Annotated in this window: 17 protein-coding genes; 8 read left to right on the forward strand and 9 right to left on the reverse strand. The window is 73.6% G+C overall.

The features are described 5' to 3' along the window. Window positions 1-48 precede the first annotated feature (48 nt). The 3 genes from ACF059_RS00945 to ACF059_RS00955 all read left to right on the forward strand — a co-directional run bounded on the left by ACF059_RS00945 (window position 49) and on the right by ACF059_RS00955 (window position 2,614). Window positions 49-1,056: an aldo/keto reductase gene (locus ACF059_RS00945; protein WP_366864942.1), complete on the forward strand. Its 1,008-nt coding sequence runs from the start codon at window positions 49-51 to the stop codon at window positions 1,054-1,056. Window positions 1,057-1,159: 103 nt separating this feature from the next. Further along, on the forward strand, window positions 1,160-2,392 hold the full coding sequence (locus ACF059_RS00950; protein WP_392049773.1) for a PQQ-dependent sugar dehydrogenase: 1,233 nt from the start codon (window positions 1,160-1,162) through the stop codon (window positions 2,390-2,392). Between the two features lie 33 nt (window positions 2,393-2,425). Next, window positions 2,426-2,614: a DUF6191 domain-containing protein gene (locus ACF059_RS00955; protein ID WP_366864944.1), complete on the forward strand. Its 189-nt coding sequence runs from the start codon at window positions 2,426-2,428 to the stop codon at window positions 2,612-2,614. Here ACF059_RS00955 and ACF059_RS00960 read toward each other — a convergent pair. The 6 genes from ACF059_RS00960 to ACF059_RS00985 all read right to left on the reverse strand — a co-directional run bounded on the left by ACF059_RS00960 (window position 2,577) and on the right by ACF059_RS00985 (window position 10,345). Continuing rightward, window positions 2,577-5,702, reverse strand: a complete 3,126-nt coding sequence (locus tag ACF059_RS00960; protein ID WP_392049776.1) for an AAA family ATPase — start codon at window positions 5,700-5,702, stop codon at window positions 2,577-2,579. The genes ACF059_RS00955 and ACF059_RS00960 overlap by 38 nt on opposite strands. A gap of 80 nt (window positions 5,703-5,782) precedes the next feature. Beyond that, entirely contained in the window at window positions 5,783-5,950 is a 168-nt protein-coding gene (locus ACF059_RS00965; RefSeq protein ID WP_361945011.1) for a hypothetical protein, read from the reverse strand. Window positions 5,951-6,142: 192 nt separating this feature from the next. After that, window positions 6,143-6,718, reverse strand: coding sequence for a hypothetical protein (locus ACF059_RS00970; protein ID WP_392049779.1), 576 nt, complete (start codon window positions 6,716-6,718; stop codon window positions 6,143-6,145). A gap of 100 nt (window positions 6,719-6,818) precedes the next feature. Next, complete coding sequence (locus tag ACF059_RS00975) at window positions 6,819-7,373, reverse strand: GNAT family N-acetyltransferase (RefSeq protein ID WP_392049781.1); 555 nt, start codon at window positions 7,371-7,373, stop codon at window positions 6,819-6,821. 39 nt (window positions 7,374-7,412) lie between these two features. Further along, on the reverse strand, window positions 7,413-9,659 hold the full coding sequence (locus ACF059_RS00980) for an MMPL family transporter (protein ID WP_392049784.1): 2,247 nt from the start codon (window positions 9,657-9,659) through the stop codon (window positions 7,413-7,415). 200 nt (window positions 9,660-9,859) lie between these two features. Further along, complete coding sequence (locus tag ACF059_RS00985) at window positions 9,860-10,345, reverse strand: signal peptidase I (RefSeq protein ID WP_392049787.1); 486 nt, start codon at window positions 10,343-10,345, stop codon at window positions 9,860-9,862. 53 nt (window positions 10,346-10,398) lie between these two features. On the opposite strand from ACF059_RS00985, the gene ACF059_RS00990 reads away from it, so the two are divergent. Beyond that, on the forward strand, window positions 10,399-11,205 hold the full coding sequence (locus ACF059_RS00990) for a GNAT family N-acetyltransferase (protein WP_392049790.1): 807 nt from the start codon (window positions 10,399-10,401) through the stop codon (window positions 11,203-11,205). A 25-nt stretch (window positions 11,206-11,230) separates the two neighbouring features. Here the strand turns inward: ACF059_RS00990 and ACF059_RS00995 are convergent, their stop codons facing one another. Beyond that, window positions 11,231-11,686, reverse strand: coding sequence for a PaaI family thioesterase (locus tag ACF059_RS00995; protein WP_392049793.1), 456 nt, complete (start codon window positions 11,684-11,686; stop codon window positions 11,231-11,233). Between the two features lie 157 nt (window positions 11,687-11,843). On the opposite strand from ACF059_RS00995, the gene ACF059_RS01000 reads away from it, so the two are divergent. Beyond that, window positions 11,844-12,344: a DinB family protein gene (locus ACF059_RS01000; protein ID WP_392049796.1), complete on the forward strand. Its 501-nt coding sequence runs from the start codon at window positions 11,844-11,846 to the stop codon at window positions 12,342-12,344. A gap of 37 nt (window positions 12,345-12,381) precedes the next feature. On the opposite strand, the gene ACF059_RS01005 is transcribed toward ACF059_RS01000, so the two are convergent. After that, window positions 12,382-13,116: a siderophore-interacting protein gene (locus ACF059_RS01005; protein WP_392049799.1), complete on the reverse strand. Its 735-nt coding sequence runs from the start codon at window positions 13,114-13,116 to the stop codon at window positions 12,382-12,384. A 76-nt stretch (window positions 13,117-13,192) separates the two neighbouring features. Here ACF059_RS01005 and ACF059_RS01010 point away from each other — a divergent pair, with 76 nt between their 5' ends. The 3 genes from ACF059_RS01010 to ACF059_RS01020 all read left to right on the forward strand — a co-directional run bounded on the left by ACF059_RS01010 (window position 13,193) and on the right by ACF059_RS01020 (window position 17,970). Next, complete coding sequence (locus tag ACF059_RS01010; RefSeq protein WP_392049802.1) at window positions 13,193-15,307, forward strand: penicillin acylase family protein; 2,115 nt, start codon at window positions 13,193-13,195, stop codon at window positions 15,305-15,307. Then, a complete protein-coding gene (locus ACF059_RS01015) occupies window positions 15,304-15,933 on the forward strand; it encodes a GNAT family N-acetyltransferase (RefSeq protein ID WP_392049804.1) in 630 nt (209 codons plus the stop codon). Before ACF059_RS01010 ends, ACF059_RS01015 begins: the two co-directional genes overlap by 4 nt. A gap of 153 nt (window positions 15,934-16,086) precedes the next feature. Continuing rightward, window positions 16,087-17,970 carry a protein kinase gene (locus ACF059_RS01020; RefSeq protein ID WP_392049806.1) on the forward strand — a complete coding sequence of 628 codons (1,884 nt, stop codon included), beginning with the start codon at window positions 16,087-16,089 and terminating at the stop codon, window positions 17,968-17,970. 84 nt (window positions 17,971-18,054) lie between these two features. Here the strand turns inward: ACF059_RS01020 and gatB are convergent, their stop codons facing one another. Continuing rightward, the gene (gene gatB / locus ACF059_RS01025) at window positions 18,055-19,545 is read right to left on the reverse strand and encodes an Asp-tRNA(Asn)/Glu-tRNA(Gln) amidotransferase subunit GatB (RefSeq protein WP_366865112.1); all 1,491 of its coding nucleotides are present in this window, start codon (window positions 19,543-19,545) and stop codon (window positions 18,055-18,057) included. Window positions 19,546-19,569 lie beyond the last annotated feature (24 nt).

A 19,569-nucleotide genomic window follows, 5' to 3' on the forward strand; every position in this document is an offset into this window, starting at 1 on the left:
TTGATCAAGCCGTTAGTTTGTTGGCCGGAGCGGGAGGAGGACGCAGGCGTGGAGCGCAGGTCGATCGGGGCGGGGGCGCTGACCGTGGGCGCCGTCGGCCTCGGCTGTATGCCGATGAGCTGGGCGTACGCGCCTTCGCGGCGCAGCGGGCAGGAGTCGCTGGCCGCCGTGCACACGGCGCTGGACCTGGGGTCGAACCTGCTGGACACGGCCGATGTGTACGGGCCCTACACCAATGAGCTGCTGCTGGGCCGGGTGCTGCGGGAGCGGCGCTCGGAGGCGTTCGTCTCGGCGAAGGGGGGCCTGCGGGCGGGCGAACAGCACGTGGTGGCCGACGGGCGGCCCGGCTACATGCGGCGGGCCTGCGACGCGTCGCTTCGGCGGCTGCGGACCGACGTCATAGACCTCTACCAGCTGCACCGGGTGGATCCGGAGGTTCCGGTCGAGGAGACCTGGGGCGCCATGGCGGAGCTGGTGGCCGCGGGGAAGGTGAGGGCGCTGGGCTTCTGCGCGCTGGGCGCCGGGGCCGGTCCGGGCGCGGGGCGTCGCGGGGACCGGGCGTACGGGACGACCCTGCGGCACCTGGAGCGGGCGCAGCAGGTGTTCCCGGTGAGCGCGGTGCAGGCGGAGCTGTCGGTGTGGTCGCCGCAGGCGGCGTGGCAGTTGCTGCCGTGGTGTGCGGCGCGCGGGGTCGGCTTCCTGGCGGCGATGCCGCTGGGCAGCGGGTTCCTCACGGGGACGCTCACTCCGGGCGAGGGGTTCGAGTCGCAGGACGTACGGGCCCGCCATCCGCGTTTCACGGCGGAGGCGATGGCCTCGAACCAGGTGCTGGTGGCGCAGCTGCGGCGGGTGGCGCGGCGGCACGGGCCGGAGGTGACGGCCGCGCAGGTGGCGCTGGCGTGGGTGCTGGCGCAGGGCCCGCAGGTGGTGCCGGTGCCCGGGGCGGACCGGGCGCACTGGGCCGCGGAGAACGCGCGTGCGGCGCAGGTGCGGCTCACGGCCGGGGACCTGGCGGAGATCGCCTCCCTGCCGGGTGCGGTGGGAGCCTGGGACTGACCGCAACCACTCGATCGAGTGTACGAGCGGTGGAACTTCGGGGACTGCCGGGTCTGTTGAATCAGATGACGGGCACGATCGGAGGACCGGAAGGAGCAGGGCGATGCGATACGGACGTTCTCCCGCGCGGGTGGGGTACGAGGCTCTGGGCACGCGGGGCCGGGGCGTGGTGGCGGCGGTGGCGCTGGCCGGGTGCGGTGCGCTGCTGGCGGCGGGATGCTCGCCTTCGGGCGCCCCCGGCGCCGGGGGGAGCTCGCCACCGGGCACGGGCGCGGCCGGCTCCGGGTCGGCGGGCGCGACGGCGAGGGCGTCCGCCTCGCCGGAGGCCACCGGCCCGCCGGCCAAGGGGGCGGTGACGGTCACCGGCGAGGTCGCCAAGGGCCTGGAATCGCCGTGGGGCGTGGCCCCGCTGCCCGGCGGCGATCTGCTGGTCGCCTCGCGGGACAAGGGGACGATCAGCCGCATCGCGGCGGGCTCGGGCGCGGTGACGCAGATCGGCAAGGTTCCGGGGGTGGCTCCGGGCGGAGAGGGCGGGCTCCTGGGCCTCGCGCTGTCGCCCTCGTTCGCCTCCGACCGGCTGGTGTACGTGTACTTCACGACCGAGTCCGACAACCGCATCGCCCGGCTGCGCTATGACGAGAACAGACCGGCCGGTCAGCAACTGGGCGCGCCCGACACCGTGTTCCGGGGCATCCCCAAGGGCCTGGTGCACAACGGCGGGCGGATCGCCTTCGGTCCGGACAAGATGCTCTATGCGGGGACGGGTGAGACCGGCGACCGGGGCCTGGCGCAGGACAGGAAGTCGCTGGGCGGCAAGATCCTGCGGATGACTCCGGACGGGGATCCGGCGCCCGGCAATCCGGAGGCCGATTCCGTCGTCTACTCCTTCGGGCACCGCAATGTGCAGGGCCTCACCTGGGACCAGGACGGACGGCTGTGGGCGGCCGAGTTCGGCCAGAACACGTGGGACGAGCTGAATCTGATCGAGCCCGGAGCGAACTACGGCTGGCCCGAGGCCGAGGGGAAGGCGGGAAGACCGGGCATGCGGGATCCGGTGGCCGTGTGGAAGACCGACGAGGCCTCGCCGAGCGGGATCGCCTGGGCCCAGGGGTCGGTGTGGATGGCCGGGCTGAAGGGCGAGCGGCTGTGGCGGATCCCGCTGGCCGGGGCGCAGCCGGTGGCGGAGCCCGAAGCGTTCCTGGAGGGGAAGTACGGCCGCCTGCGCACGGTGGTGCCGCTCGGCGGGGACGCCTTGCTGCTGGTCACGAGCGAGACGGATGGGCGCGGGTCGCCGGAAGCGGGCGACGACAGGATCCTGACACTGACGGTGCGATAGCCGACGGAGCTCCGCAGGGGCAGGGAAGGCGCGGTGGACGCGGTGTTCAACATGATCGAGGAGCTGTTCAGTCCGGGGCGCCGGCACACGGACGAGGAGAGGAAGCGGCTGGAGCTGTCCCGGACCGACGTCGATGACAACGATCCGGGACGGGGCCCGATAGACCTCGCGTCGGGCAGGGTGCTCATACGCCTGGCCGAGCAGCCTCCGGTCGCGCACTGACCGGGGCGGGTTGACCGACCGGACCGGACGGGCTGACCGGGGCGGGCGGGGCGAAGAGCCGTAGTCGGTGGGCGAGGGCGGCTGCTTCGCCGCGGCCGGTGACGCCCAGCTTCGCCAGGATGTTGGAGACGTGCACGCTCGCCGTCTTCGGGGAGATGAAGAGCTCCTCGGCGATCTTGCGGTTGGTGCTGCCCGCGGCGACCAGGCGCAGCACGTCCCGCTCGCGGCTGGTCAGGCCGAGGGCCTCGACCGGGTCGGTCCGCGGTCCGGACGGGGCCGGGGAGGCCTCGGCGGCGGTGAGCGGGAGCCGGGCGCGCTGCGCGAGCAGGGCCAGGTCCTCCCGCAGCCGGCGGGCGCCGATCCGGTCGGCCGTGGCGTAGGCCTCGCGGAGCAGGACGGCCGCGGGCTCCCGCTCGCAGCCGGCGGCCAGCAGCGCCTCGGCGAGCCGGTGGCGGGCCCGGGCCAGGAGGTACGGGCGCTCCAGCGGGCGGACGGCCTCCTCGACGGCCGCCCAGTCGGCGACGGTGTCCCGGGCTTCGGCCCGGAGCAGCTCGGCCCGCAGGTAGGCGGCGTGGGCGCACCACACCGGGACCGGGGTGCTGAGGGCGTCGGCGGCGGTGCGAAGCAGGTCCAGGGCTGCGGCCCGGCCGGCGTCGGCGGCCGGGAGGCCCCGTGCGTCCGCCTCGGCGGAGGCGGAGGCGAGCAGCAGCGGCCAGGCGTAGCGGTGGTGCCCCAGCGGGAACCCGTAGGCGACGGCGGCGGCCGTCTCGGCGCGGACGTCGGCGATCCGGCCCTCCCCCGCGGCGAGCCCGATCGCGAGGCGGAACAGCGGTATCCGGTGCTGGGGCTGGGTCTCGTGGGCGCCGAAGTGGGCGTGGGCGGCGGCGAGCTGGTGGGCCGCTTCGGTCAACTCGCCCCGGGCCAGCGCCAGGTAGGCCAGGCGTGCGGCGGCCGAGCCGCGGGGGGCGGCGCTCTGGCCGACGAGCAGGGTGCGCCGGGCGGCCTCGGCCGCCTCGTCCCAGCGGCCGAGGCTGCACAGGCTCTCGGCCATGTTCCCGCAGACCCACGCCTCGGTGTCCAGCAGCCGGGAGTTCCTGCCCAGTTCAGCCCCTTGTTCGGCCAGTTCCACGGCTTCGCGGGACCGGCCCAGGCTTTCCAACTGAGAGGTGAGATTGATATGTGCACGACCCGCCAGCATGGCGAGCCCGAGTTCCGTGGCCCGTTCCCGGACCGCGTGCATCTCGGCGAGACCCCCGTCCACGTCACCGAAGTCGGTGCGCAGACAGCCCACGGCGACCCGGGCGTTGAGCTCGGTCTCCTCGGCGCCGACCATGCGCGCGTACTCGACGGCGCGTTCGGCGGCGTCGAGGTTGCCGGGGCCCGGCTTGTGGAGCAGGCCCCAGTTCGCCGCCTTGGCGAGGACCTCGGCGTGCACCTGGGACGGGGGCAGCCCCCGGACGAGGTCCTGCGCCTTGGCTATCTCCTCCCAGCCGTCGCCGCGGCCGAGGCCGGCGACGAGCCGGGAGCGCTCGGTCCAGAACCAGGCGGCCCGCAGCGGGTCGCCGTCCTCCTCCAGCAGGCGCAGCGCTGTCTTCGTGATCTTCAGGGCGCGTTCCGGTTCGCCGCCGTAGCGTGCCGCGACGGTCGCCTCGGCCAGCAGGTCGAGCCGCTGGAGCGGGGCCGGGGCGGGGGCGCGGCCGCCGTCGTCCGCCGGGCCGCAGGTCAGGGGCGGGTACACCTCGGTGTAGTCCGCCGGGCGAAGCGCCTCGCGGACCTCCTCCGGGGCGCTGTCCCACAGGTCCATGGCCCGCTCCAGCAGGCGCAGCTGCTCGGAGTAGGCGTGACGGCGGCGGGCCGCCACCGAGGCGGCCAGGACGACGGGCAGCGCCCTGGCCGGGTCGTTGGCCTGGTACCAGTAGCTGGCCAGCCGGATGATCCGCTCGCCCGCGCGGATCAGCGAGCCGTCGGCCTCCACGGCCTCGGCGTAGTGGCGGTTGACGCGGGCCCGCTCGCCGGGCAGCAGGTCGTCGCTGACGGCCTCGCGGACGAGGGAGTGCCGGAAGCGGTAGCCGTCGCCGTCGGGTGTGGCGATGAGGATGTTGGCTCCGACCGCGGCCCTGAGCGCCTGGATCAACTCGTCCTCGGTGAGCCCGGCGACGGCGCGCAGCAGCGGGTACTCCACGGTGGAGCCACCCTCGGCCACGATGCGCACCAGGCGCTGCGTCTCCTCGGGCAGGACCTCGACGCGGACGAGGAGCAGGTCGCGCAGGGATTCGGTGAGTCCGGTGCGGCAGCCGCTCTCCCGGGAGGCGACGAGTTCCTCGACGAAGAAGGCGTTGCCGTCGGACCGGTCGAAGACGGAGTCGACGAAGTCCTCGTCGGGCTGCGCGGCGAGGATGCCGACGAGCTGGCGGCGCACCTCCGCCCGGTTGAAGCGGGACAGCTCGATGCGCTGGACGGTGCGGAGCCGTTCGAGCTCGGCGAGGAGCGGGCGCAGCGGGTGGCGGCGGTGGACGTCGTCGGCCCGGTAGGTGGCGACGACGACGAGCCGGCCGCTGGCCAGGGTGCGGTAGAGATAGGAGAGCAGGTGCCGGGTGGAGGTGTCCGCCCAGTGGAGGTCTTCCAGGACGAGGACGACGGTGCGGTCGCGGGCGAGCCGCTCCAGCATCCGGGCCGTCAGTTCGAAGAGCCGGGCGGTGCTCTCCTCGTCGTGCGGGCCGCGCGGGGTGTCGCCGAGCTCGGGGAGGATCCGGGCGAGTTCGTCCTCCTGGCCGGCGGCAGCAGCCGCCAACTCCTCGGGGAGCAGCCGGTGCAGGGTGCGCAGAGCAGTCGAAAAGGGGGCGAAGGGAAGTCCCTCCGCCCCGATCTCCACACAGCCTCCGACGGCGACGACGGCGCCGCGGCGGTCCACCTCGCCGAGGAACTCCTCGGTGAGACGGGTCTTGCCGACCCCGGCTTCTCCCCCGATGAGCATCGCCTGCGGTTCACCGCGGGCGGCGCGGGTCAGCGCGTCGGTGAGTACGGCCAGTTCGTCGGCGCGGCCCACGAACACCGGACTGACAGATCTCGTCTCCACGTCGGCGAGCATCGCACAGTGGTCTGGCCGGGGGGCACTGGTGGCCGGGACTCTTCTCATCACGCGTCAGCTCACCCGGGCCGCGGCGCGGATCACGCGGCGCGGGCGAAGCGGCCGCGGTGCACGGTCACCGACCCTTCGGGTTCCTGGTTTCGCGAGGAGGCGCGGCGGGCCTTCCGGGCCTCGCGCACCAGGCGGTACGTGTCGGCCTTGCGGGCGAGGTCGGCGTTGCGGGCGGCTGCGATCTCGTGCTGGAACATCTCGTACTCCCTGGTCGGCGTTGCCTGGACACCTCGTTCGGTGTGCTTCCAGCTTCGCGTCCCAGGGGGCGGCGCCACATCGGGCGCATGCCGCATCTGTCGGGGGCAGGGGGCCTTAGGGCGGGGGCCGAGGGAGCCTCCCCGCTCTAAGGCCCCCCGGCGGCCGGCCTAAGGAGGTGCCGCGGATGCGTCCTAGCCCGCTGCCTTCGGGATGGTGAGGAGCAGGTCGAAGTACATGAGGACGAAGAGCAGTACGCCGAGGGCGCCCAGGGCGATACCCGCCCAGGAGACGGACCGGACCCAGGTGGGGAGGGTGCGCTCGGGGGTGCTGAAGGCCGGCAGGGCCAGCACGAAGGTGGCGATGATCAGGGCGAGGGCGGAGAAGACGCCGTTCACCATGGCGGTGGCGTGCCACGGGTCGGCGAACTGGGCGGCGATCTGGGCGTTGGCGTCTGCGCCCTGGCTCAGTTCCAGCCGGCCGGTGACGCTCGCGCGCTCGGACACGATGCCGGCGACCCAGCTCCCGCTGAGGGCGACCAGACCCAGGCCGGCCGCGACGATCGCGGAGGCCGCCGAGCCGACGTAACCGGGCTCCGCCGCCTCGGCCTCGTCCTGGTCCTCGGCGAGCTCGTCGTCGTCCAGTTCCTCGCCGGTGAGCTCGACGTCGGTCGGGTCCCCGGCGGGCTGGTCGTGCTCGGTCTTGGCCAGGTCGGCCGGCGCGGTCTCCGCCTCGGGGGCGTTCGGGGCGGGGGTCTTGGTGGTGTCCATGCGGGGCACCGTAGGCGTCTTGTCTGAGAGTCTTCTGAGAATCCGCCGCTCCCGCCGAGGTCGTGTGCCGCGCCGTGGCCGGCGCGGCGCGGGACCGGGCTCAGGCCGACGTGGCGGCGGCCCACTCGGGGGCGAGGATCGACCAGACCTCGGTGTCCTGGCGGACGCCGCGGTGGAGGTGGTTCTGCCGCAGGACGCCCTCGCGGGTCATCCCCAGGCGCTCGGCGACGGCGAGGCTCTTCTTGTTGGCGCTGGCGGCGTGCCACTCGACGCGGTGCATGCCGCGCTCGCCAAAGGCGTAGTCGATCAGGACGCGGCAGGCCTTGGTCACCAGGCCCCGGCCGGCCGCGGCGGGCTCCAGCCAGCAGCCGATCTCACAGTTGCCGGTGGCGGCGTCGAAGGCGGGGAAGAGGACCCCGCCCACGAGGGTGCCGTCGAGGCGGATGCCGAAGAACCGCGCGCCGTCCTCGCCGGCCTTCACCGCGTACGTGGCGAGCAGGGCCCGGGCGGACTCGACGTCCGGGGAGCGGTCCGGGAAGGAGACGTACTGGCCGATGAAGGCGCGTCCGCGTTCGATGTGCGCGAAGAACTCCTCGGCGTGCCGCGCCTCCAGCGGGAACAGCCGAGCGTCATCGGTCAGCGGTATCGAGAACATGCGGGTCTTCCTTCGGTCTCGTGCGGCGCTGTCGCCGGATCACCGGGAGGCCGTCGCCGGCTCGGCGCCGTCCTCGCTCGCGGCCGTCAGGCCGGGCCGCTGTGCCGGAAGTTTCGCATGCGCGAGGTTGTCCGGGGGCTCGATGCTGATCCGGGGCAGCCGCCGGTCGAGCCAGGCGGGCAGCCACCAGTTGGCGCCGCCGAGCAGGTGCATCAGGGCCGGGACCAGGAGGGTGCGCAGCACGAAGGCGTCCAGGGCCACGGCCGCGGCGAGCGCGATGCCGAACATCGCGATGATCCGGTCGCCGCTGAGGACGAAGGCGAGGAAGACCGAGATCATGATCACGGCCGCCGAGTTGATGACCCGGCTGGTCTCGGCGAGGCCGACGCGTACGGCCCGCTGGTTGTCGCCCGTCGCCAGCCACTCCTCGTACATCCGGCTGACGAGGAAGACCTGGTAGTCCATCGACAGGCCGAAGAGGACGGACACCATGATCACGGGCAGGAAGGGTTCCACGGGCCCGGCGCTGCCCAGGCCCAGCAGCTCGCTCCCCCAGCCCCACTGGAAGACCGCGACGACGACCCCGAAGGAGGAGGCCACCGCGGCGACGTTCATGACCGCCGCCTTGAGCGGGATGCCGAGGGACCGGAAGGCCAGCAGCAGGAGCACGCAGCCCAGGGCGATGACCACGCCGACGAACAGCGGCAGCTTGCCGATGATGACCTCGGCGAAGTCGTCGTAGGCGGCCGTCACGCCGCCGACGTGGACCTCCATGGAGTTGCCGTGTCCGGCGCGCGGGATGACGTCCTGGCGCAGCGTGTCGACGAGTTCGCTGGTGGCCCGGGACTGCGGGGCCGAGTCGGGCACGACGGTCAGGAAGGCGGTGTCCCCGCTGCGGTTGAAGACGGCGGGACCGGTGGAGGCGACGCCCTCCGTCGTACGGAGCGCCTGGGCCAGCCCGTCGACGGCGAGGCGGTCACCGGCGCCGTCCAGGCGGGCGACGACGGTGAGCGGGCCGTTGGTACCGGGGCCGAACCCCTGCGCCAGCAGGTCGTAGGCCTTGCGGGTCGTGGAGGTGGCCGGGTTGTTGCCCTGGTCGGAGGTGCCGAGGTGGAGGGAGAGCGTGGGCAGGGCCAGCACCAGCATGACGACGGTGGCGGCGGCCCCGAGCAGCTTGGGGTGCCGCTCGACGAAGACGGACCAGCGGGCGGCGAAGCCGGAGGCCCGCTCGGGCTGCGGTCCCTCGGCGGCGAGCGTGCGGCGCTCGCGCCGCGAGAGGGCGCGCGGACCGATGTACGACAGGAGGGCGGGCAGCAGCGTGAGGGAGGCGGCGACCGTCAGGACCACCGTCACGCAGGCGGCTATCGCCACGCCGTCCAGGAAGTCCAGCCGCAGCACCAGCATGCCGAGGAGTGCGATGCAGACGGTGGCGCCGGCGAAGACGACGGCGCGGCCGGTGGTGGCGACGGCGTTCGCGGCCGCCTCCTCGACGGGCAGTCCCCGCGCGAGGCCCTTGCGGTGCCGGGTGACGATGAACAGCGCGTAGTCGATGCCGACGCCGAGCCCGATGAGGGTGCCGAGCATCGGGGCGAAGTCGGCGACCGGCATCGCGTGCCCGAGCAGGGTGATGCCGAAGTAGGCGGTGCCCACGCTGACCAGGGCGGTCGCGATGGGCAGCAGGCTCGCGGCGAGCGAGCCGAAGGCGAGGAAGAGCACCAGGGCGGCGACGGCGACGCCGATGACCTCGGCGAGGTGGGCGGTGGGAGCCTCGGTGAGCTGGATGGCGCGCCCGCCCAGTTCGACCTGCAGTCCGCCGGCCTCGGTGTCCGGGTTCTTCGCCTCGGCGACGACCGCCCTGGCCTGGGCCCTGGGCACGGAGTCGGCCTGCCGGTCGAAGGTGACCACGGCGTAGGCGGTGCGCCCGTCGGGGCTGATCTGCGCGGCGCTCTCGGGGCCGGGACCGTAGGGGCCGGCGACCGATCCGACGCCGGGGAGCTCGGCGACGGCGTCGAGCGCGCGGGTCATGCGCTGCTCGATGTCGGGGGTGCGCGCGCTCTGGTGGTCGGGGGCCCGCCACACGATGGTGTCGGTGTCGCCGCCCTGGCCGTGGAAGCCCTCGCGCAGGAGGTCGTTGGCCTTGCCGGACTCGGTGCCGGGCACCTCGTAATCGGTGGAGAACGCCGCTCCGGCGGTTGCCGCGGCGACCGCGGTCCCACCGAGTGCGAGGAGCCAGATCAGGACGGCGAGGAGACGGTGGCGCATGCACCACCGTGCGATTACTGCCAACGGACGTGCTCCCTGGTGGTTCGTCTTTACCGGGATCAGCCCGTCGCAAAGAACGTGAACGCGTGAAGACCCGGCCGGCCGCCGGGGGATCACCCCGGGGGATTCGGCCCCACTTGGTCAACGCCGTCACGATCCCAGCGTTTCGTGATCGTTGGCCCCTTTCGTGTGCATCGTCACAGGGGCGGGCGGTGCTATGTTCGTTACACCGGCGCGTGGACCGCGGGCTGGGCGCTGGCCGCGTCCTCGGGCTGGACGTCCGCAGCGGCCTGGGGCTGAGCGTCCGCCGCGCCCTCGGGCTCGTCCGTCCGGTAGCCGGGGATGGAGGGCCACCGGACCGTGAGGACCACCGCGTCCTCCTCCGCGTACCAGGAGTGGTCGACGCCGCGCCCCCAGAGCACGTAGTCCCCCTGCTCGGCGAGGACGACCGTCCGCCCGGGGAACTCCAGCCGGAAGCGTCCGCTGATCAGCACCAGCAGTGCGGTGCGCCGCTCACCGGTGGCCCAGCGGTCCCGCTCGTCGCCCTTCGGGTGGACCCCCCATTTGATCTCCACGTCCTCGCTGTGGCGGGGATCGGCGGGGTCCTTGAAGTGGCCGAGGAGCCAGCCGCGGTCGGCGGCGGCGTCGGGGGTGGCCTTGCCGGTGTAGATGACGCAGTCGCCGGTGCGGGGGGTGGAGTCGTCGTTCACGGGGCGAGGTTAATGCAGTTGTACGACGGCTCGCGCCCTGATGAGCTGCACCGATGACGAAGACGATGACTGCTGATGAGCTGCTGAAGGTCCGCGCCCTGTACGACGCCGAGATGCGCGAGGGCGCGCAGGCGGACGCGGGGCCCGCGCACGTGGAGCGGGTGGGCCCGGTCGTACGCCAGAGCGTGACCGGCCTCGGCTGGCAGGGCGTGCTCTGGTCGGACCTCGACGAGCGGACGGCGGACGCCCAGATCGCGGCGCAGGTGGAGTTCTTCGCGCGGCGCGAGCACTCCGAGTTCGAGTGGAAGCTGTACGACTACGACCGGCCCGCGGACCTCGGCGAGCGGCTGCGGGCGGCGGGCTTCGTCCCCGAGCCGGCCGAAACACTGCTGGTGGCGCCCGCAGCCGACCTCGCGGAGCTGCCGGTGGAGCCGCCGGAGGGGATCACCCTGCGGACGGTGACGGACGAAGCCGGGGTCGACCTGATGATGGAGGTGCACGCCGCGGCCTTCGGGACGGAGCGGCCGCGGATCCGGGAGCACCTGCTGAGCGCCCTGCGGGACGAGCCGGAGACCATCGCGGCCGTGCTCGCGATGGCGGGTGACACCCCGGTGAGCGCGGCCCGGATGGAGATGCGGCCGGGGGCTTCCTTCGCGGGCCTCTGGGGCGGCGGCACGGTCCCGCAATGGCGGGGCAGGGGGATCTACCGGCTGCTGGTCGCCCACCGTGCCCGCATCGCGGCCGAGCGGGGCATTGCGTACCTCCAGGTCGACGCGTCGGACGACAGCCGCCCGATCCTGGAGCGGCTGGGCTTCGGGGTCCTGGGCGTGACCGTGCCGTACCTGTGGACCGGGGTCTGAGCCGGGGGTGTTGGCTCCGCGGGCGTCAGCCGGTGGCCGGGAGGATCAGGCACGTGGTCGTGGCGTGGGCGATCAGCTTGCCCCGCTCGTCCACGACCCTGCCCTCGGCCGTCGCGGTGCGGCGCCCGCAGTGGATGACGGTGCCCTCCGCGCTGAGGATCCGCCCGTCGGTCCCGGCGGCCCGCACGTAGTTCACCTTGAGCTCCAGGGTGGTGTAGCCGACCCCGGCGGCAAGGGTGGTGTGCACGGCGCAGCCCATCGCGGTGTCGAGCAGGGTGGCCGCGATGCCGCCGTGGACGGTGCCGAGGGTGTTGGCGAAGTCCGGCTGGGTGTCCACCGAGACGACGCTGCGGCCGTGTTCCACCTCGTCGAAGCGCATGCCGAGCAGCCGGCGCAGCGAAGGGAAGTCCGCGGGCTGCTCGGTCTGCACCCAGCGCATCAGTTCCAGGCCGGACAGGGCGCTGAGTTCCTCGGTCGTCACGGCGTCTCCTCGCGTGGGCGGTCGGGCAGGGACGCGGCGGCGGGCCCCGTCGCCTGCCGCCACAAGGCCGGCGCCTGCTGCCAAACGGCCATTGTGGTGCACGGTGGCCGCCGTGCAAGGGGTTCCCCCACTGGTGATCAACGGGCAGGATCGCCGCATGGAACGCATCAGCCCGCCCCTCACCGGCCAGGAGCGCGAGACCCTACGGGCCTTCCTCGACTACCACCGGGCCACCCTGGCCCTGAAGTGCGAGGGCCTGACCGACGAGCAGCTGCGCTTGGCCTCCATGCCTCCGTCCACCCTGTCCCTGCTGGGTCTGGTCCGGCACATGGCCGAGGTCGAGCGGCACTGGTTCCGGCGCGTCGTGAACGGCGAGGAGCTCCCGCACCGGTGGTCGGACACCCACGACTTCCAGGCCGCCTACGACGCCTCCGGCTCCACCCGCGCCGAGGCCTTCACGGCCTGGGAGGAGGAGGTCGCGCACGCCCGCCGCATCGAGGCCGCCGCCCCCTCCCTGGACGTGACGGCGTACGTGCCGAGCTGGAAGGAGGAGGCCTCCCTGCGGCTGGTGATGCTCCACCTCATCCACGAGTACGCCCGCCACAACGGCCACGCCGACTTCCTCCGCGAGGCGCTCGACGGCGCCACGGGCGCCTAGGCGTGCCGTGATGCCCGGTCCTGCCCCGGCTTCCCCGTTACGCCTCGGCCCGCCAGTAACCCAGCGCGTTCACCCGGTGCTTCGGCAGGCCGAGGTCCTTGCGCAGGTAGCCGCTCAGGGCGCGCGTGGTCGCCGTGTCGCAGGCCAGCCAGACGTACGCCGCCTGCGGGTCCCCGAGGAGCTCCGGCAGCTCGGCCCTGACCCGGTCGGCCAGGGCCGTGCCGCCCCGGGGGACCCGGCGGACGTCGTGCCGGCCCGCTTCCACCCGCAGCGGCAGCTGCGCGTCCGAGGCGTGCTGCGTCTCGAACCAGACGGTCGCCGGTGTCCGCGGGTGCGCGTCCAGCAGCGAGTTGATCGCCGGCAGGGACGCCGGGTCGCCGATGACCAGCAGGCGCTCGGGCGCCGGCGCCGGGGCGGTGAAGCCGGTGCCCTGGACGGTGGCCTCGATCGTGTCGCCCGGCTTCGCGCCGCGCGCCCAGTCGCTGGCGACCCCGTCGTGCAGGGCGAACTCGAAGGAGAACGTGCCCGCGGCCGGATCCGGGTCCACCAGCGTGTAGGCCCGCTGGTGCGGCCGCCCCGCGCCCTCGAACCAGACCCGCACCCACATCGTCGGATGCAGGGACTCCCCGGCCGCGGCCAGCAGCCCGCCGTCCGTGAAGTCGACCCGGCGGTAGTCCGCCGTGACGTCCTGCGCCCCCGTCACCGTGAACGTGAAGTCCTTGCCCCTCATGAGCTTGAGGACCACGCCCTCCCAACCCTTGCCGCCGGCCATGGCCAACCCCTCCCCTGACACCTTTATAGTTAGGCCAGCCTAACCTAATGCGTCTCGGGGGAAGAGTGTGAGCATCGTGAGCAGCGGGACCCAAGCGAGCAACAGCGAGAGCGACGCGTACGAGGTCTATCGCGACCCCTGGGGGATCCCCCACGTCCGCGCCTTCGACGAGCTGCGCCTCGCCTACGCCCAGGGCCGCGTCACCGCCTTCGACCGCGCCTGGCAGATCGAGGTGGAGCGGCACCGCGCCGAGGGCTCCAGCGCCTCCTTCCTCGGCCCCGACTGCGTCCCCTGGGACCGCTTCGCGCGCCAGTGCCGGCTCGCCGACACCGCCCGCCGCTGCTACGAGGCCCTGGACCCGCAGACCGCCGCCTGGGTCCGCGCGTACGTGGACGGGGTCAACGACGGGCTCACGATCGGTGCGGCCCGCGACGAGCGCTTCGCGCGCTCCGGCCTCGCCCCCACCCCCTGGGAGCCGTGGGTTCCGCTCGCCGTCTGGATCGCCACGCACATCCTGTTCGCGGGCTTCGCCACCAAGCTGTGGCGCGAGCGCGTGGCCCGCGCCCTCGGCGACGACGCGGTCACCCTGTTCGCCACGGACGGTCCCGGCACCGCGGGCAGCAACGGCTGGCTCGTGCCGGGCGACCGCACCACCACCGGTGCGGCGATCATCGCGGGCGACCCGCACCGGTTCATCGAGGACCCGGGCGTCTACCAGCAGATACGTCTCTCCTGCCCGGACTACGACGTCGTCGGCCTGGCCGTCCCCGGGGTGCCCGGCCTCGCCCACTTCGGGCACACCGGCGCGGTCGCCTGGGCGATCACCAACGCGATGGCCGACTACCAGGACCTGTACGTGGAGCGGCTGCGCCGGTCCGGCTCCCGCGTGGAGGCACGCGGTCCGGGCGGCCGGTGGGAGCCGGTGCACCGCCACACCGAGACGATCACCGTGGCCGGCGGTGACGACGTCGAGGTGGAGATCCTGGAGACCGCCCGCGGCCCGGTGATCATCCGCGCCGAAGCCGATACCGGCACCACGGACGGTGATGGCGCGCAGACCCTCTCCCTGCGCTACCCGCCCCGCGTCCGCGAGGACCTCGGCTTCGCCGCCCTCCCCGCCCTCCTGCGCGCCCGCACCGTCGCCGACGTCGACCGCGCCCTCGACGGCTGGGCCGAGCCGGTCAACGTCGTCCACGCCGCCGACTCCGCGGGCGGCCTGCTGCACCGCGTCGCGGGCGCCGTACCGCTGCGCCACCGCTCCAACCGGCTGCGCCCCGTGCCCGCCTGGGACCCGCAGCACGCCTGGCAGGGCTGGGCCCCGACCCCCGCCGAGCCCGTGCAGGGCTTCGCCGTGATGGCGAACGCGCGCGGGATCGCCTCCCCCCTCGGCGTGGAGTTCGCGCCGCCGCACCGCGCCGACCGCATCCGCGAGCTGCTCAGCGGCTCCGCGGACTGGTCCCCGCAGGCGATGGCCTGCGTACACGCGGACACCTACCTGGCCTCGGCCGCGCCCCTGCTGGCCCTGCTGCCGGCCTTCGACGGGCTGTCCCCGGCGGCACGGGAGCTGCGCGCCCGGCTGCTGGCCTGGGACCGGCACATGGCGGCCGACAGCGCCGAGGCCACCCTGTTCGCGGCCCTGCGCAGCGCGGTCGTACGCCGGTTCGCCGCCGACCCCGTCTTCGCCGGCCTGTGGGGGGCGCCCACCGGCCCGGAGGTGTTCCACCCCTGGCTGTACCTGGTCCCCCGCATCGGCTACGCCCTCGAAGGCCTGCTCGCCACCCCGCTCCTGCCGGACCTGGACCGCGCCGCGCACGTCCGCGCCGCCCTGGAGGAGACGGCCGCGGCGGGCGCCCCCGACACCCCGTGGTCCCAGGTCCACCGGCTCACCCCCTGGCAGGCGCTGCCCGACCCCGGGGAACCGGCCCCCGACTGGCCCGGCCTCGGCGGCGACCACGACTGCGTGAACGCCACCTCCTCCGTCCCCGGCTTCACCGACCTCACCGCCCGGGCCTCGGCGGCCCGTTACGTCTGGGACCTCGCCCGCCGCGAGGACAGCCTCTGGGCGGTCCCGCTGGGCGCGGACGGCGTCACCGGATCCCCCCACCACCGCGATCAGCTCCCCCTGTGGGCGCGGTGCGAACTCGTCCCCGTCGTCACCGACTGGACCCGGCTCACCAAGGAATCGATATGACCGCCTCCCCCGTCTCCACCGCCACCGGCTCCGGCCGGGAGCCCGTGTACCGCCACCACGTCGAGGGCTTCGGCACGGTCCGCGTCACCCCCGTCGACCCGGCCGCCGACTCCGCCCTGATCCACAGCTGGGTCACGCAGGAGCGGGCCCACTTCTGGGGAATGGGCGGGGCCAGCCGCGAACTGGTCCAGGAGATCTACGAGGACGTGGACCGCCGCACCACCCACCACGCGTTCATGGTCAGCCGCGACGGCGAGCAGGTCGCGCTGTTCCAGACGTACGAGTGCGCCGAGGACCGGGTCAGCGAGTGCTACGAGGTCCAGCCCGGCGACATCGGCGTGCACCTGCTGATCGGCCCGGGCACGGGCGAGCGGGAGCACGGTTTCACCGCGCACCTGATGTCGGCCTTCATCGCGTTCGTGTTCTCCGACCCCACCGTCCGGCGCGTGGTCGTCGAGCCCGACGCCCGCAACGACAAGGCCATCGCCCTCATGGAACGCACCGGCTTCGCCCTCGGCCCCGAGGTCGAGCTCCCGGAGGTCGACCTCCCCGAGGTCTACATCCCGGCCAAGAAGGCCCGCCTCGCGTTCTTCGACGCACCGGCGTCCCTGCGCGGGGCCCGCTGACCGGCGCCGGGGCGGTCCGCCGCCCCGGCCACACGACGGGCGGCGCGGGGTCCGCTCATATCGTCACCCTAAAGGGATCCCGGTGGCCATTGACCGCGCGGCCCTGACGGCTGGAAGCTGATCCCCACTCACATCACTGGCGCTGGGGGGAAATTGACCAGCCAGAACCTGCACATCGGACCGGATTCGGCAGCCGACCGCTATCGCCTGCTCCGGTCGATCGGGCGCGGCGGGGAGGCCGTGCTCTATCTGGCGGAGATCGAGCTCGCCGGCGGATCCGAGCCCGTCGTCGTCAAGGTCCTCGACTCCAAGACGACGATCACGCCCGACGTCTTCGACCGGATCAGCCACAAGTGGAACGAGCAGGCCGAACTGCTGCGGTTCGTCCACCGGCCCGGCGTCGTGGGCGTACGGGAGCACTTTGAGGGGCCGCCGATCCACCGGCCCGGCGAGTCCTCGACCCTGACGGGGCGGGCGCTCGTGCTCGTCATGAACCACGTCGACGGGCTCGACCTGCGCGACTGGCGCGCCGAGCGCACGCTGGCCACCGCCGCCGAGCGGCGCGAGGTGATGCGCACGCTGGAGCAGCTGGCCGAGGTCCTGGACTGGCTGCACTCGGGCAAGGCCACCCCGTCGGGGCGCCAGGTCATCCACGGCGACCTCTCGCCGGGCAACGTGATGGTCGACGCGCACGGCCAGGCCACGCTGGTGGACTTCGGCCTCAGCAAACTGACCGCCGACCACCAGACGGCGGAGGTCTGGTTCACCCCCGGCTACGCGGCCCCCGAGGTCTTCGACGGCAAGCGCACCCCGGGCACGGACCGCTACGCCTTCGGTGCGATCGCGTACTTCATGCTCAGCGGCGAGTCCCCGCCCAACGCGCCGGACCAGCTGGCCCGGGCGATGGCCGCGCTCCCGCAGTTCGCCGTCCTGGACGCCGGGCAGCGGGCCCGGATCACCTCCATCTACGCGGGCGATCCCGCCGAGCGGCCGGTGAGCCTGGCCGGATGGATGAAGGACGTCCGGCACGCGGTGGTGTCCACGACCGCCTCCTCCACCTCGCAGCGGTCCGTGCGGGACGCGGTCCCGGCGCAGCCCGCGACGGCTCCGCCGCTGCCGCCGCCGCCCGCGTACGCCCCGGCGCCACCGACGCCTGCGCACGCCCCGGCTCCCGCGCCCCACCCCGTACCGCAGACCCTGCCGGAGCCCGTCCCGGAGCCCCTGCCGCAGACCCTGCCGGAGCCCGTGCCCGAGCCCGTACAGGAGGCCCTGCCCGCGACGGTGCCCACCGGGTACGGGCCGGCGTACAGCCTGGCACCGGCACCCGCACCCGCACCCGCCTCGGCACCGGCCCCCGAGCGGCCCCGCCCCGGGAAACGGCGGACCGGGCTGGTCCTGGGCGCCATCGCCGCCGTCGTGGTCGTCGCCGGGCTCGCGGTGCTCGGCGTACGGCTGCTCGGCGACCGGGACGAGGGGACCGGCCGGGCGGCGGACCACAAGCAGTCCGCCGACTCCGCTTCCACGGCCGACCCGACGGGAGCGGACTCCCCGGCCCCCTCCCCGTCGCAGAGCGAGAGCGGCGGGAGCGGCGAGGACCCGACCACCGGGCCCGGCGCGACGGCGTCCGCCTCGCCCTCGGGCTTCGCGATCAAGGCCGCCGATCTTACGGTCATGAACCCGGTCGACGGACTGGGCGAGTTCACCGTCGGAGCCGCGAAGATCAACACCAAGCAGTACGGCGCGGCGTTCCTCGCCGAGCTGGGCTGCAACGGCGACGCGATCGCGGAGTTCGACCTCAACCGCGAGTGGAAGTACCTGGACTTCACCGCCGGGATCGAGGACGGCTCCGCCCATGAGAAGGGCCGGGTGAGCGTCTCGCTCGACGGCCAGCCCGCCGCGTTCTCCGAGCTCGTCGCGCTCGGCAAGCCGATCACCAAGAGGGTGGACGTGAACGGGGCCCTGCGCCTGCGCATCAAGGTGGACGCGCAGTGCGACATGGGCAAGGTGGTCATCGCCGCCCCGCAGCTGACGCGCTGAGCCCTGCCGCCGGGGCGGGCCCGGTACGACGAAGGGCGGCCCCGCACCGGATGCCGGTGCGGGGCCGCCCTTCGCGTACGGGCTCTACTCGGAGACGCCCAGGCGCTCCAGGATGAGCTCCTTGACGCGCGCCGCGTCGGCCTGGCCGCGCGTGGTCTTCATGACCGCGCCGACCAGGGCGCCGACCGCCGCGACCTTGCCGCCGCGGATCTTGTCCGCGATGGCGGCGTTGCCCGCGATGGCCTCGTCCACGGCCGCGCCGAGCGCGCCCTCGTCCGAGACGACCTTCAGGCCGCGCTTCTCGACGACCTCGTCCGGGGTGCCCTCGCCGGCGAGGACGCCGTCGATGACCTGGCGGGCCAGCTTGTCGTTGAGCGAACCGTCCGCGACCAGGGCCGCCACCCGGGCGACGTCGGCCGGGGTGATCGGCAGCTCGTCGACGGAGACGCCCTGCTCGTTGGCGCTGCGGGCCAGCTGGCCCATCCACCACTTGCGCGCGGCGGCCGAGTCGGCACCCGCCTCGATCGTGGCGACGATGGAGTCCACCGCGCCCGCGTTGAGGATCGACTGCATGTCGTGCTCGGTGACGCCCCACTCCTCGCGGAGCCGGTTGCGGCGCACGCGCGGCATCTCGGGCAGACCGGCGCGCAGCTCCTCGACCCACTCGCGGGCCGGGGCCACGGGGACCAGGTCGGGCTCCGGGAAGTACCGGTAGTCCTCGGCGTTGTCCTTGATGCGGCCGGCCGTGGTGGAGCCGTCCTCCTCGTGGAAGTGCCGGGTCTCCTGCACGATCGAGCCGCCGCCGCTCAGCACGGCCGCGTGGCGCTGGATCTCGAAGCGGGCCGCGCGCTCGACGGAACGCAGCGAGTTGACGTTCTTCGTCTCGCTGCGGGTGCCGAAGGGCGCCTCGGGGCCGGGGCGCAGCGACAGGTTCACGTCGCAGCGCATCTGGCCCTTGTCCATGCGGGCCTCGGAGACGCCGAGCGCCTTGATGACCTCGCGCAGCTCGGCGACGTACGCCTTGGCGACCTCGGGGGCGCGCTCGCCCGCGCCCTCGATCGGCTTGGTGACGATCTCGATGAGCGGGATGCCGGCGCGGTTGTAGTCCAGCAGGGAGTGGGACGCACCGTGGATACGGCCGGTGGCGCCGCCGACGTGCAGCGACTTGCCGGTGTCCTCCTCCATGTGGGCGCGCTCGATCTCCACGCGGAAGATCTCGCCGTCCTCCAGCTGCACGTCGAGGAAGCCGTTGAAGGCGATCGGCTCGTCGTACTGGGAGGTCTGGAAGTTCTTCGGCATGTCCGGATAGAAGTAGTTCTTCCGGGCGAAGCGGCACCACTCGGCGATCTCGCAGTTCAGCGCGAGACCGATCTTGATGGCGGACTCGACGCCGATCGCGTTGACGACGGGCAGGGAGCCGGGCAGACCGAGGCAGGTGGGGCAGGTCTGCGAGTTGGGCTCGGCGCCCAGCTCGGTGGAACAGCCGCAGAACATCTTGGTCTTGGTGCCGAGCTCGACATGGACCTCAAGGCCCATGACGGGGTCGTACGAGGCGAGAGCGTCCTCGTACGACATCAGTTCGGTGTAGGTGCTCACGGT

This window comes from Streptomyces sp. NPDC016562 (genome assembly GCF_043076955.1).
Classification (GTDB): domain Bacteria; phylum Actinomycetota; class Actinomycetes; order Streptomycetales; family Streptomycetaceae; genus Streptomyces.